The organism is Methylosinus sp. H3A (assembly GCF_015709455.1).
GTDB lineage: Bacteria > Pseudomonadota > Alphaproteobacteria > Rhizobiales > Beijerinckiaceae > Methylosinus.
In genome coordinates this window covers 2,162,501-2,176,122 of the sequence record NZ_JADNQW010000005.1, presented here as the reverse complement: position 1 = coordinate 2,176,122, position 13,622 = coordinate 2,162,501, and the positions used below count along the sequence as shown (strand labels likewise).

The window sequence follows — 13,622 nt, the reverse complement described above, 5'->3', positions numbered from 1 at the left end:
CGAGGGCCTCTCATCGTCCAGCAAGACGGCAGTTTTGCTGAGCTTTGGTCAAAGGCAAGCCTCGGCGTACGCCGGAAATAGATTTTCCGGCGTCGGATGGCGTGGTAATGGTTTTGTCACGACGCTCTCTTTTTAGCGCCGAATTCTAATAACGTCAACCCAAAAATAGAACGCTGTGCTAAAAATGTTAGCTGTTCAATGCAAGATGGCGCGCGTCGCCCTGGGAATTGGCGTGCGGGAGCTGGCAGAACTGGCGCAGGTCGCACCGGCGACGGTTTCTCGTCTCGAGGCGGGAGAGGAACTGAAACCCCGCACGGTCGCTGCGATCCGCGCCGCTCTCGAAGCGGCGGGCGTCATCTTCGTCGACGAAAATGGCGAGGGGCCCGGCGTGAGGCTGCGGAAGAAACAGCCATGAGCCGGCGGCTCGAAGACATGCGGCGGAACCCGGCGGCCAACTGGCGCATAGAGGATGCGGCGGCGCTATGCCGAGAGTTCGGCGTCCTATGTGAGCCAGCGCGCGGCGGCGGCTCACATTATAAGGTCGGGCATCCCCGGCTCGCGGAAAAGCTGACGATTCCTTTCAAGCGGCCGATCAAGGCGATATATATCCGCAAGCTCGTCGCCTTCATCGATGCGGTCAGGATGCTGCCATGACGACCAAGCCAACCGACTACCCGCTCATTGTGGAGCCTCTGCCCGCGGAAGACGGCGGCGGCTTCGTCGCGATCGTGCCGGACCTGCCGGGCTGCATGTCGGACGGCGAGACGCCGGAAGAAGCCGTGGCCAACGCGCGCGATGCGGTCATTGCGTGGATCGAGGCGGCCAAGGACCTCGGCCACGCCGTTCCTGAGCCGTCCCGGCATCTGGCGCTCGCGAGTTGACAAGCGCATCACGCGCTCGCGGCGCCGCATTTCTCAACCACGGCGCGCCGATAGCGCCGATTCGTCACCGGCTGGCCTCGCGCGCCTGGGGCGACACGATGAAACGGAGCGGCTCCGTCACAGCCCGAGCCCGCGTTTGCGACCAAGATCCCACTCGATGCCGCCGCCGTCACGGTGAACGCCGCTGAGATATTGGCCGATGCGCTTTTCGAGAACGGGCTGCCAAGGCACGAGCTGGAAGCCGAGGCCATCCTCGATCATCGCGAAGCGCCCGCTGGCGAGATTGGCGACGCCAGCCAGCCGCCCCGACACATATTCGCCCGGCCCGCTCGGCGAATACGACAAGCCGCGCTCCGCGGCCATCTGACGGCCGACGCGCTCCACCTCTCGCTGCTCCAGCGCAACGATAGCGTTTCGCGAGATGGAGATAGATCTTCCGTTATCCTTGGCGAGGTCCATTTCCACCAACCGCTCGGCGCGCCGGTGGAGCGCATTCTTCACGTCCCGACCGAAGCCTGCTTCGACTAACGAAGTCTGCTTGTCGGCGACGAGTTCGCGGTCGAGCCACGTCGCTCCGTCGCTCGCGATCTGCCGTTCGAGATCGAACGTCGAGAGCGTGCGCACGCGAAGGCCGTCGCCGCCCTGGGCCAAATCATAACTTTGGCCGCGCTCGACGATATCCTTCGGCACGCGCCAATGGTCCGCGTCGACGCGTTCGACGTGCCCGGCCCGGCGCAGCGCCTCCAGCCGGCGGACATGGAAGCGGACGAAGGCCTCCGGGTCCTTGCCCTGCCGCTCGAAACTATCGCGAATGCGTTCGAGATGAGCGCTCGGCCGGTAGACGCCGTCGTCCTCCGCGACGATGGCGATGTTGCGGTCGGCGGGCCTCGGATCGGAAACGGCGGGCGCGGCTTCGACGATCATGCCGCGGCCGACCTCCTCGATGCGGGTCGGATCGGCAAACTCCATGTGATGGACTCGTCCGTCGACGCCGTCGACGACGAGATAGACGCGCTCACTCATCTCGTCGCCCGCCAGCCCTTTGGCCAGCACCCGGCCGACGATCGGCTCCTTTCCGGTCTCCCCGTGGCAAGCATATTGCGCAACGCCGCGCTCGTCCGCCAGACCGTGACCAGCCAGCGCCCGACGGATGGTCTCGATCGCTTCGTTGCGAACGCCGAGCTCCTTCAGCATCTGCTCCGCACGGTCGGAAATGGCCCACCTCCCCGTCTCGAGTTCGGTGGCGAGGCCGTAGCGTTCCAGACGCCGCGCGCGGCCCAGCAGCAGCGCCCGGTTCTCTCGGACAAGATAGGAGGCGCCTTCCCCGAGCCTGAGATCAATGACGCCTTGTTCGCGCTGCTCGGCGAGCAACATCTTGTCGAGCCGCGTCAGCCGCTCCGCCGCAACTTCGTTCGCGAGCTTCGTCTGAAGCTCGATGTCGCTCTGGTGGCCGAGTTCCAGTGTGACGAGTTCGCTTGCCCGGTGACGAACGCCGTGAGCGATATAGTCGCCGGCTATATTGAGGATACGGCCGTCGTCGAGCACGCCCCGGACGATGATGTGGGTGTGAGGATGGCCGGTGTTGTGATGGTCGACGGCGATCCAGTCGAGGCCCGTGTCGAGGTCCATCTCCACCCGCCTCATGAGGTCGCGGGTGAAGCCTCGCAGGTCGGCCATGTCGCTGGCGTCCTCCGGCGCGACGATGAAACGGAATTGGTGACGATCGTCGCGTCCGCGTTCGACAAAGGCGCGGCCGTCTGCCTCGTTCTCGAATGCCGAATAGGCGCGCCCTTTCTCGCCGTCGCGGGTAACGCCATCGCGTTCGAGATAGCGGAGATGGGCGTCGACGGCCTTGCTCGCGGCGCCGCGCATCTTCGGACCATGCGAGCCGCGTTGTGGATTGAGCTTCACGACGCGCGCCTTGACGACGACGCGACGCGATCGAAACCGTCCGGCAGAGTCGCGCCGCCAGCCGCCGCCGCCTCTCGGGAACGACGCCACCACCTTCGCGCCTCGCCCTCGCGCGTTGAACCGGCCGCCTCCTTCTCCTTTCCGGCCGCCTGCCGACGCCGGACCTCGGCCGATCCGGCTGGGATTGCCGCCGGCCTTTCTGACAGCGATCTCGACTTGCCGAACGAAAGGAAGCGAGCGCGGACTGACGCTCTTTCCGCCAGCTCGGGACCGGCCGGGTCTAACGTGAAAATTGTCTATGTCGTCGCTTGCCATATCGAGACGATCGGCGTCGAAATCGGCCTGCGCAACAGCTCTCGAGCGCCGAGCGCAGTCGAGCGCAAAAATACCGGCGATAGCGTAGAAGCGGCGGGGCATGCCACGCCGCACCTCGCGAGCGCTGGCGACTATCACGCTGCAAATACGATCGATTTCGATTCTACCGGAAACCGCCGCACATCGCGCAGCGCCATACGTGCGCATTTGTAGCCTGCAAAAACCAATGTGCAGACAATCACTTACGAGCGCAGCGAGGCGCGAACGTCAGTTCGCTTTATCTTGCCATCCTTCCCCTTCCCGCGTTCTGACCTTTGCACTATCACTAAGACGAAGTCTTGACCGCGAATCAACCTGCAAACAATGATGCTAAGTGCCGACTCGGGACTTACGGCAGATCCGCAGTGGCGCTGCATGTTCTGCACCAATCATCTGCTAGTCGACACGCGCATTGCCTATCGAGATTGGGCCGATCGCGCAGCGCTGGACACGTCTATGGCGGGGACGCCGACCGCACGCGAAGGCACGATGCGAGGCCTGCCGTTACACTCGATACGGGTTGGCATTGTGAGCGCCTCGTTCTTCTGTAAAGGCTCAGAGCGACATGAGACTTTGCAGCGTCCGCACAGCGGGCAACGAGGAACCCGGAGACGGAATGCGCGATCAATATGCCGGCGATGTCAGCGACGTTCACCTTCCTGCACGCCCTTGCCGGCACCTACCGCGCGTTCGGCGTGGCCTGGTACCGTGCGCCCGGAGACGAAGGACGCGCGAACGGACGGCATCTCGAATGGCGCGATGAGGTGGCGTGGCGGCAGCCCGGTGACGAGCTTCATGCCGGGTTCGCCACGCTACCAGAGCGCAGCATCGCCACGCTCAAACGAGCAACGATCTGGCCGAAAGGAACGCTCTTTCATCGTGAACCGATGCCGTCTCGTATGGAACGAAGCGCTTGGGGAACGCGCCAGCGGAGTGTTCTCGAAGGGGCGGACATCGTGTTTCTCGATCCCGACAATGGCGTCGGCGACGAGACGAAGAAGCATGCGGCCTTTTCCGAAATCCGGCTGCTCCGCAACCGGTTCACGGCCGCGCCGGATTGGAGTTGGGGCTCACCAAGATGTACGCTCTGCTATGGAATATGCGCAGGGCGAGATAGGGGGAAACATGCTGTCGTATTGGGCCTACATCCTCATCGGTAACAACGACACTGGTAAAACTAGCTTCCAAAAGCACCTCGTGTCCGACCTCTGCAACCTGCAATACCAACGACTTCCGCGCAACTTCCTGACCGACATAACCCATCCTCGAATGCCCCGCGGCGTCGCAACACTTTCGACGATGAACCGTAGCTATCAGGAGAAGATCGTGGATTACGGCGACGTTGCCAGCTTCTTCCAAAGCCACTTCAAGGAGGCAGATATCTGCATTCTCTCTTCACATGCGCATACGCCATCGATTGACCACGTCCGCGACATGATCCGCGAGTTGAGGCGGCGCGCTTACAATGTTGCTGCCGTGTTTTTTAGCAATGGATATAACAATGAAGCCGCAGAAATCTCGCTTCTCGACTGGGACGAGCGGCTGTGGCTGGACAATCCGCCCCTCGAACAAGAGGCGGCAATCCAGTCACAGATCGCGCGGCTGGCGAACGAGTTTGCGCATCTGCTGATCGCAAGGGCGACGATTCTTTAGACGACAATGGAAGTAGATACAAAAATACGGATTAGTCAAACGTTCAAAAAATTGGGAGGGAGGGGGTGTCTAAATACTTTAATGACAGTCCGATAGAGACGGCCGATGACGATCGGTATGACATCATCCCTTTCGCCAAGGCGCTCGCAACAAGCCTGCTCTCAATCGACAAGCCGGTCGGCACGACAATCGCGATCAACGGACCGTGGGGTTCGGGGAAAAGCAGCGCGGTCAACCTCGTTCGCGCTGAACTTGATGCCCTGAAGGATGAGAAGCTCAACATCGTCGATTTCAAATGCTGGTGGTATCGCGGAGAAGAAGCGATCGCGCTGGCTTTCCTCCAAGAACTGAACACCGCCTTAAAGCCGGCACTTGGTGCCAAGATCAAAGACGCGATACCCGATCTTGGACGTCACATTTTACAGGCTGGTCCAGTCATCGGCACCGCAGTCTCGCTTGCGACAACGGTCGGGATCGGGACACTGGTTTCGGGCGGCGCCGCATTCGCAACGCGATTTTTTCCCGAAAAGGATTCGCTTGAGAAGGTCTTCAAGAAAATATCGAAGGCGCTCGAAGAACAGGCTCGCCGCTTCCTCATTATTATTGATGACATCGACCGACTCTCTCCCGACGAAGCGCTTGCAATTTTTCGTCTCGTCAAGTCCGTCGGTCGGTTGCCGAACGTCATGTATCTCCTGGTCTTCGATCGGCAACTTGCCGATGCAGCCGTGCAGCAGCGGTATCCCTCGGAAGGGCCGCACTTCCTTGAAAAAATCATACAGGCTAGCTTTGAACTACCTGCACCAAACCAGACTGATTTGAACAATGCGTTGCTCTCGGCTGTCCAGGATATCTGCGGTTCACCCTCGGAGGAGCATATCGTCCGGTTTATGAACCTGTTCTATGATGCGGTAACTCCGTACCTGAATACACCGCGCCACGTCACGCGGCTCATAAACGCGATGAGTGTCACCTGGCCAGCGGTCACGAACGAGATCAGCCGCGCCGACTATGTGACGCTGGAAACCTTGAGGCTCTACGAGCCGCTGTTATTTTCGGCTATCCGGCGCAATCGGGAAATCGCAACCGGCCAAACGTCGGTCGAGCAGGCGACCAGCCGCGATATTTCCAAATTTGCGCCGTTCCTGAACGGCATCCCAGAAGGCAAGCATGAGACGTTACGCGTCGTGCTTCAGCGGCTGTTCCCGGCCCTTGAGGACACAAGCTATGGTGAAGGTTTCTCCGAGATTTGGGACAGCGAACGTCGCGTCTGTTTATCGAAACATTTCGATACGTATTTCAGGTTATCGCTTAGCGAAGAGACGATATCCATGACCGAACTGAATGAGTTGGTCGCACGCGCTGATGATCGGGCCTTCGTTCGAGAACGACTGCTTCGCGCGCGTGGCCAACTTCGGAAGAGTGGAAAGTCCATGGTGCCGGTCGTTCTCGATGAACTGACTTCTCATGGAAAGGAGATCGGCCGTGACAAGGTCGAAAGCTTCCTCTGCACACTCTTTGCTATCGTAGACGACATCACGCGCCAAGAAGATGGCGAGCGTGGCTTTGCGATGGCAAATACTCATCTTCGAGTCCATTGGCTGATCCGCCGCCTCACCGAAGATCGTTTTTCACTCGAAGAGAAGACGAGCCTCTATCTCACGGCAACAGAAGCGGCCTCGATGGGGTGGCTGATCGACTTCGTATCGTCGGCGGTCAATGATTATCATCCGAGAGACGGTCGTTCCGTGGACCGTTCAACGTGCCTGGTCACCGAAGATGCGATTCCCAAGTTGAAAAGCCGAGCCCTTGCAGCCCTGCGGAATGCTGCGGAAAGCAGAGTTTTGCTTCGAGACGGCAACCTGATGTACAATATCTATCGCTGGCGTGACTTCAGCGATGATGAAGGTAACGAAGCAAAGGCGTGGCTTCGTGAAGTTATGAACAGTGACGCGGCTCTGGTCATCATCGCAAAGAGTCTGACCGGCGAATCGTGGTCAACAAGCCTCGGCGGCTTTGGCGGGTTAGGAGACCGGGTCTCGCGCCGCAATGTCCGCGCGCAGATCGGAAAGGAATTCGATCTTTTCGATACTATCGTCTTTCAAGGGGAGCTTGAGCGCATTGCGCGGGAGCGCAAGCTTCCTGAAGTGGATATTGAGGCAATAGAGGTATTTTTGAGCGCTTGGGCAAATCGTCGGGAAGGGCGTGACGATTGATGACGACCATCTAAACGCAAAACCGCCCCGCGTTAACGGGGACGGTGATTGATTTATGTTTGAAGTGGTTGCAGGGGGTGCTGCGGCCATTGGTTGTTTGGCCGATCGCCGAATTCCGCAATGCGCCAACTCTCCGCTCCGGAATTCCGAAATTTCATTGCGCCAGAGGGGATCACCCGCGGCTGACGAACCGTAGCTGTTTCGCTTTGTGCGATGGCCCGCTAAATTCTCCGCGATGCGAAAACCGCGATCCGCCACCTCTGGGACGAAGAGACCGCGCACCTACGCGACAGGCGGAGGCAACGCGACGGCCTCTGGCGTGAACTTCCAGCAAAGCCTCGGGGCTGTGTTCGGCTTGTGGATGCTGACCGAAGTGCCCATCGATCACCGGTTAGCGTTGGGCGACGCCAGGGTTGTCACAATCCGGATGGAAACCGAGGCACCGCTGGACGATGCCCTGGCTCTGACGTCCGACGGCGGTGTCATCGCCGCGCAGGCCAAGAACCACCTGTCTCTTTCCTCAGCCCTCCAAAGTGACTTCGGAAAGACCGTCGAACAGATTGTGCGTCAGTGGCGTCTCTGCCGCGATGGCGCCGGTGACCTTGGGTGGAACCGCCCGCTCGACCAAGCAAAGGACCGGCTCCTGATCGCCGTCGGAACTGGCTCGCCGGCCACCATGCGGGTCCATCTGGCCCGAGGCCTAGAGGCGCGTCGCCAGCCTGGGCCGCCGCTGCTGACCGCAGATGAAACCAGGGCTATGGGCCAATTCGATGCGTGCATCCGCCTCGCCTGGAGCGCGTCGACAACGGAGCCCCTGACCGAAGGCGTTTTGCAGGCAATCTCGCACCTGACGTTCGTTTACACCATTGATCCCGATGGTGCGGATCGAGCAGCGCTGGCCGTCGCCCTTGGTCCGGCGTTGGCGTCGCCTAGGGATGGGCCGTCCGTCCTGAATCTTCTGGAGCGGATTGCCGGGGACTTGATGAGCACGCGCGGCGGTCGCGATATCTCGCAGCTACGCAGCGATCTGATCGGGCGAGGCGCCAAGCTTGCCGCCCGTCCAGACTACCGCGACGACATCGCTGCCCTGGCAGCCTACTCGCTTCAGACCGAGCAGACTCTTCGCGCGCTCGAAGTGGTGGAGCCTGAGGCCGGCATCCCAGTGGGAATTGTTCGTCACTGTCAGCCCGCGGTGAACGCGGCGACGCTGGGCGGGAACCTCCTCCTGATCGGCGAACCTGGTGCCGGCAAGAGCGCCGTTATCAACGCCCTAGGCAGAGCGCTCCGCAGTCAGGGCCACGATGTCGTTGAACTCGCAGTCGACCGGTTTTCCATCGAGTCCTTGGAGGGGCTGTCGAGGACGCTACGGCTTCGTCATGACCTACCGGTGATCCTTGGCGCGTGGGATGGGCCCGCTCCGGCCTTTTTATTGATTGACGCCCTCGACGCCAGCCGCGGCGGTCCGGCCGAGGCCGCCTTCAAACGTCTTATCGCAGCGGTAATCGAACAGGGCAGTCGTTGGATCGTGGTGGCGTCGATCCGCACCTTTGATCTGCGCCTTGGGCAGAGTTTCCGGGCCCTCTTCAAAGGAACGCCTCCGGATCGCACGCTTCAGGAAGAGAGTTTCCCCCTTGTCCGGCATATTCGGGTGCCACCTTGGTCTGAGCTGGAATTCGAACAGCTCCTCGATCAGTCGCCTAGGCTCGCGGCCGTTCTTCGGCACTCTCCGGCCAAGCTTCGCGAACTGGCGATGGTGCCGTTCAACACCCGTCTATTGGCTGAACTCATAGCGTCCGGCGCAATGAGCGACGACTTCACTTCGGTCGATTCTCAGATCGCACTGCTGGACCTCTATTGGGAACGGCGCGTGGAGCACCATGGCGCAGCAGGGGAAGTCTGCCTCCACGCCGTCGTGACCGAAATGGTGAACCACCACGCGCTACGGGCCCCGCGGATGGCCGTCGCAGCCGCGAATCCTATCGCGCTAGATGCGCTCACCGGCGAGGGCGTTCTGATATCCACCGATCAGCAGCGCTCGATCCAATTCAGGCATCATCTCCTCTTCGACTATGTGGCGAGCCGCGTGTTCCTGGACCCCGACGCCGTCGTGTCAGGGCAAGCAATCTTTCCGAAGGCCGGAGGCCTTGGGCTCATCCTTGCCCCCGCGATGAGCTTTCTGTTGCTGGGGCTATGGTCGAGCGACCCTGGGCACGTCCGCTTCTGGACAGCTGTCAGCCAACTGCTCGGTGCCTCGGACTGCGATCCGGTTATCCGCAGCACCACCGCTCGCATGGCGGCCGAACTCCCGTCCGAGCCCGGAGACATCATGCCTTTCGCGAGCGCCGTCGGCGGAGAAGACCCGAAAGGGATCGCGGCACTGCCGCATGTCGCGGGCGCAGTAGCGGTTAGGCTCGAGGACGACCCGACTACCCCCCTCGCCCCTTGGGTGAACCTCGAGCTGGAGCTATCTCGCAATCCGGCTCCGGTGGCCGGCGTTCTGAGGATGCTAGGCTACATGCTCGTTGATCGAGTGAAGGACGCTGGTTTGCGGGCCAACCTGGGCACCGCCGTACGCGCCTTGCTCGCCCACGGCTACACCCTCTCGGATTCCAGGAGTCTCGCAACGCCCGCCATTGGATTCGTCGCCGACACAATCGCGACCGACGTCCAGGCGTCCGTCCGGTTGCTGGGTCAAGCCCTCACGGACCGACAGTTTGACTCTTTCGGGTCCGAAGAGCTTCCCGCTTTGTCACGGAAAATCAACGCCATCGCTCCGATCGCGCCGGACTTCGCCGCCGACGTCTACGGTGCTGTCTACACGCGCCAGGTTACCGAGGACCGGCAGACATCCATGGGCGGCGGCCGAATCCTGAATCTGACGTCGAATGCGCGGCAGGATTTCGAATCCGCGCGCTGGTCGTCGAGCGAGTACTTCCCGAATTTTTTGGCAGCCTCGCCGGTTACAGCTACCAAGGCGTTGCTGCTGGCCATAAGCGGCTACGTGGCTCGACAGCATCCCATCCCCGAGGGACTCGACGAACGCACCATTTCGGGCCCGAACGGCGACGTTCGCCTTCAACCGGACCACAGCCATATTTGGGCGCACGAGGTGCATCCTCAATCTGCTGAGGACGCGGACGCGCTCCTCTCAAAATTCGAGACGTTCCTCGAAACCGGCGAGGAAGGCTCTGTGATCCCCGCAGCGGATCACGCCGTCCGGCATGCAACGCTCGCGGTGGTTTGGTCCCGCCTGTTCATGGCCGCGGCCGCACGGGGCGGGGCATTGGCTGACCTCTTGGGCCCCTACGCGTTACGGCTCGGCTTTGTCATCTCACCCGACACGCGCAAGGACGCTATCGACCTTGTCGCCGCCCGTTATGACGCTCTCACCGAGGCTGAGCGGGCAGCTTTCGAAACCGAGGCCATGGAAGTTGGCTTCGACACCTTTGCGCACCCCATGGAAGCTAGGCAACGCCTGCTCAGACGCCTCTTTGGGGCGATTGGACTCGACCGGCTCACGACGCAGGAAGCGCACCAGATGCTATCTGACGTGTCGACCGGCGAGGAGATCAATCCGCGATTGTTCCGGCTCACCGGGGAAGCGATCGAGCCGGAAACTTACTACTGGATGGATCAGACCACCCGAGCGGCTCCAGAGGTTGTCGACATGATCGGCGCGCTTGAGGCGGCATGCGACGAACTTCATCTAAATCTGAACGACAACCAGCCGCTCGCGACTCTCGACGACGCCATCTCGGTGCTCATGGATCTACGGAGGCAGATTGACGCGGGGGCTGTATCGGATGCGGCACTCAACAACCGAGCCGAAGGGACCTTCGCGCAGGGCGTTCACAAGCTTATCCAAAGCAAACTCGTCGACGCAGACACCCGCGCCGAGGCTGTGGCCGCAATTGTGAAATGGATCGAAGCCGCATGTTCATCGAGCTACCCGGAGACCGACACCGATACGGAGGCCAGCTTCGAACGTTCACCGGCCTGGGGATCGCCTTCAGCCAGACTTGAGGGCGCCGAGGCGGCCCTAGACCTCTGCCTGAAGCGGCCGGAAACTTATGGATCGCTCGAACCTATCATCGATTGCATGCTTATCGATCCTCATCCCGCTGTTCGGATGAACGCAGCAGCTCATCTTGTTCGGATTTGGGAACTCGACCGGCAAGGGTTCTGGAAGCGCGCAGCTCGGATCGTAGCCACGGAGGACAACCGGAGCGTTCTCGACTCCTTCGTCACCGCAACGCTCGGAAACTTGGTGTGGCACGGCGCCGCTCGAGAGGTCGCCGACCTCGTTTTGCCTTTGGCCGATCGCCTGCCCGTGAGCGAGTCCCGAAATGCCACCATTCGCAAACACCTCGTCCAGATGACTCTCCTGTTTTGGTTGCGCTTTGACTTTCAAGATGCGGACGCCCGAGTGCGCTCCTGGTTTGCCGACTCGGTGGACAATGTGGAAGTTGTCCGCGAGGCGATCCAGTGGCTCCGCAACGATTACACTGCTGGTCTTCGCGGCCAGGCCGATCCCACTGCCCCAGAAAAACGTCGCCTCACCATCGACGTGCTCGCCCAGGCGGTTCAGCAAGCGGCCGACGAACTGACCAGCTATAACGACTTCGCGGGCCTGAACGAGGGCCAGAAGGCGCGGGCGCAGAGCGCGATGCGGATTATCGACATGGCTTGCCAGCAGCTCTACTTTAGCTGCGGCGCATTTCAGCACGCGCACCAACAGGACACTCGGGCTCCGCTGGCTGCCGAGGGCGCCGAAACCTTCTTCCGTGAGATCGCGCCGACGTTACGGCGGATCGGCCAACACGGCGGGCCTCACACGATCTACTACCTCATCCAGCTCCTTGAGCACATTCTGGAGGCTGATCCTGCGGGTGTCTTTGACCTCGTCGCGTTTGCTGTCCTGCACGGCCGGCAGGGTGGGTACGAATATGAGAGCCTGGGGGCCGACCTCATGGTGAAGCTCGTCGGGCGATATCTAGCCGACCACAAAGAGATCTTCGATGACCCACAGCTGCGAGCCGCCTTGGTCGACACCCTGGAGGCCTTTGTCGCGGCGGGCTGGCCGTCCGCCCGGCGCTTATTCTATCAGCTTCCCGAGCTTCTGCAGTAGAGGAACTTCAGCAAAAATGCGCTGCTCAACTGTGGACCATAGCTCCACTACAACGCAATCACCGCCCCGACGATCAGATCGGGGCGGTGATTGCTTTATGTATGAAGTGGTTGCGGGGACAGGATTTGAACCTGTGACCTTCAGGTTATGAGCCTGACGAGCTACCGGGCTGCTCCACCCCGCGCCAAAGACGAGAATAGGGAGCGGCGAATGGCGAATAGATATTTTCTACTCGCTATTCGCTGCTCCCCATTCGCACATCGCAAAAAGGAAACGGCTTGTCCTTTGCAGGCCTGGCGACGACCTACTCTCCCAGGTCTTGAGACATAGTACCATTGGCGCTGAAGCGTTTGACGGCCGAGTTCGGGATGGGATCGGGTCTGATCGCTCCGCCGAGGCCACCAGGCCGGCAAAGGGCAAGTTGAAGCAAACTGTTTTGTCTTTCGATCGCGTCCATCTTTTGGGATGGGCATGGATTAATGAGAACGATCAAGCCGATCGAGCTATTAGTACCGGTAAGCTCCGCGCGTCGCCGCGCTTCCACATCCGGCCTATCAACGTGGTCGTCTTCCACGGCTCTCGAGGGAGAACTCGTTTCGAGGTGGGTTTCCCGCTTAGATGCATTCAGCGGTTATCCCGTCCATACATAGCTACCCTGCACTGCGACTGGCGTCACAACAGGTCCACCAGAGGTATGTTCATCCCGGTCCTCTCGTACTAGGGACAAATCCTCTCAATTCTCCGACACCCACGGCAGATAGGGACCGAACTGTCTCACGACGTTCTGAACCCAGCTCACGTACCACTTTAATCGGCGAACAGCCGAACCCTTGGGACCTTCTCCAGCCCCAGGATGTGATGAGCCGACATCGAGGTGCCAAACAACCCCGTCGATATGGACTCTTGGGGGTTATCAGCCTGTTATCCCCGGCGTACCTTTTATCCGTTGAGCGATGGCCCTTCCACGAGGAACCACCGGATCACTATGACCGACTTTCGTCTCTGCTCGACTTGTCTGTCTCGCAGTCAGGCAGGCTTATGCCATTGCACTCGACGAGCGATTTCCGACCGCTCTGAGCCCACCATCGCGCGCCTCCGTTACTCTTTGGGAGGCGACCGCCCCAGTCAAACTGCCTACCATGCACTGTCCCGGCCCCGGATGACGGAGCGCGGTTAGACATCCATGACGATAAGGGTGGTATTTCAAGGGTGGCTCCACGCGAGCTGGCGCCCGCGATTCAACGCCTACCACCTATCCTACACATGCCGACACGAATGCCAGTGCAAAGTTACAGTAAAGGTGCACGGGGTCTTTCCGTCTGACCGCAGGAACCCCGCATCTTCACGGGGAATTCAATTTCACTGAGCTGACGCTGGAGACAGCGGGGAAGTCATTACGCCATTCGTGCAGGTCGGAACTTACCCGACAAGGAATTTCGCTACCTTAGGACCGTTATATTTACGGCCGCCGTTTACCGG

General features: G+C 60.6%; 9 protein-coding genes, 1 tRNA gene and 2 rRNA genes (1 of these 12 cut by a window edge). 8 read left to right on the top strand and 4 right to left on the bottom strand.

What is annotated here, in order from left to right; translation table 11 throughout:
- Window positions 1-184: 184 nt before the first annotated feature.
- From IY145_RS13250 to IY145_RS13240, 3 genes are read left to right on the top strand one after another with little or no spacing between them, the layout of a single operon-like run.
- Window positions 185-415, top strand: coding sequence for a helix-turn-helix transcriptional regulator (locus tag IY145_RS13250; protein WP_174800285.1), 231 nt, complete (start codon window positions 185-187; stop codon window positions 413-415).
- Window positions 412-654 carry a type II toxin-antitoxin system HicA family toxin gene (locus IY145_RS13245; protein WP_196408641.1) on the top strand — a complete coding sequence of 81 codons (243 nt, stop codon included), beginning with the start codon at window positions 412-414 and terminating at the stop codon, window positions 652-654. The genes IY145_RS13250 and IY145_RS13245 overlap by 4 nt, the downstream gene beginning before the upstream one ends.
- Window positions 651-881 (top strand): type II toxin-antitoxin system HicB family antitoxin, encoded by a 231-nt coding sequence (locus tag IY145_RS13240; protein ID WP_026598230.1) that lies wholly within the window; start codon window positions 651-653, stop codon window positions 879-881. The genes IY145_RS13245 and IY145_RS13240 overlap by 4 nt, the downstream gene beginning before the upstream one ends.
- A 117-nt stretch (window positions 882-998) precedes the next feature.
- Here IY145_RS13240 and IY145_RS25725 read toward each other — a convergent pair whose 3' ends face one another.
- Complete coding sequence (locus IY145_RS25725; protein WP_246722011.1) at window positions 999-2,255, bottom strand: DUF3363 domain-containing protein; 1,257 nt, start codon at window positions 2,253-2,255, stop codon at window positions 999-1,001.
- On the opposite strand from IY145_RS25725, the gene IY145_RS25720 reads away from it, so the two are divergent.
- From IY145_RS25720 to IY145_RS13215, 5 genes are all read left to right on the top strand, one after another.
- Window positions 2,229-3,320 carry a hypothetical protein gene (locus IY145_RS25720; protein WP_246722010.1) on the top strand — a complete coding sequence of 364 codons (1,092 nt, stop codon included), beginning with the start codon at window positions 2,229-2,231 and terminating at the stop codon, window positions 3,318-3,320. The genes IY145_RS25725 and IY145_RS25720 overlap by 27 nt on opposite strands.
- Before the next feature lie 455 nt (window positions 3,321-3,775).
- Window positions 3,776-4,306, top strand: coding sequence for a hypothetical protein (locus tag IY145_RS13230; protein WP_196408639.1), 531 nt, complete (start codon window positions 3,776-3,778; stop codon window positions 4,304-4,306).
- A complete protein-coding gene (locus tag IY145_RS13225) occupies window positions 4,239-4,799 on the top strand; it encodes a hypothetical protein (RefSeq protein WP_196408638.1) in 561 nt (186 codons plus the stop codon). The genes IY145_RS13230 and IY145_RS13225 overlap by 68 nt, the downstream gene beginning before the upstream one ends.
- A 65-nt stretch (window positions 4,800-4,864) precedes the next feature.
- Window positions 4,865-7,015 carry a P-loop NTPase fold protein gene (locus tag IY145_RS13220; protein ID WP_196408637.1) on the top strand — a complete coding sequence of 717 codons (2,151 nt, stop codon included), beginning with the start codon at window positions 4,865-4,867 and terminating at the stop codon, window positions 7,013-7,015.
- Window positions 7,016-7,334: 319 nt separating this feature from the next.
- The gene (locus IY145_RS13215; protein WP_196408636.1) at window positions 7,335-12,143 is read left to right on the top strand and encodes a hypothetical protein; all 4,809 of its coding nucleotides are present in this window, start codon (window positions 7,335-7,337) and stop codon (window positions 12,141-12,143) included.
- 107 nt (window positions 12,144-12,250) lie between these two features.
- Here the strand turns inward: IY145_RS13215 and IY145_RS13210 are convergent.
- From IY145_RS13210 to IY145_RS13200, 3 genes are all read right to left on the bottom strand, one after another.
- A tRNA-Met gene (locus tag IY145_RS13210) sits at window positions 12,251-12,327 on the bottom strand.
- 107 nt (window positions 12,328-12,434) lie between these two features.
- Window positions 12,435-12,549 (bottom strand): 5S ribosomal RNA (gene rrf, locus IY145_RS13205).
- 79 nt (window positions 12,550-12,628) lie between these two features.
- Window positions 12,629-13,622: ribosomal RNA gene (locus IY145_RS13200) — 23S ribosomal RNA — on the bottom strand (it continues 1,863 nt past the right edge of the window).

Excerpts from the sequence above, each read along its gene's own strand:
- IY145_RS13230 (WP_196408639.1), top strand. The coding sequence starts at position 3,776 with ATGCCGGCGATGTCAGCGACGTTCACCTTCCTGCACGCCCTTGCCGGC.
- IY145_RS13250 (WP_174800285.1), top strand. The coding sequence starts at position 185 with ATGTTAGCTGTTCAATGCAAGATGGCGCGCGTCGCCCTGGGAATTGGC.
- IY145_RS13240 (WP_026598230.1), top strand. The coding sequence starts at position 651 with ATGACGACCAAGCCAACCGACTACCCGCTCATTGTGGAGCCTCTGCCC.
- IY145_RS13245 (WP_196408641.1), top strand. The coding sequence starts at position 412 with ATGAGCCGGCGGCTCGAAGACATGCGGCGGAACCCGGCGGCCAACTGG.
- IY145_RS25725 (WP_246722011.1), bottom strand. The coding sequence starts at position 2,255 with ATGTTGCTCGCCGAGCAGCGCGAACAAGGCGTCATTGATCTCAGGCTC.
- IY145_RS13225 (WP_196408638.1), top strand. The coding sequence starts at position 4,239 with ATGGAATATGCGCAGGGCGAGATAGGGGGAAACATGCTGTCGTATTGG.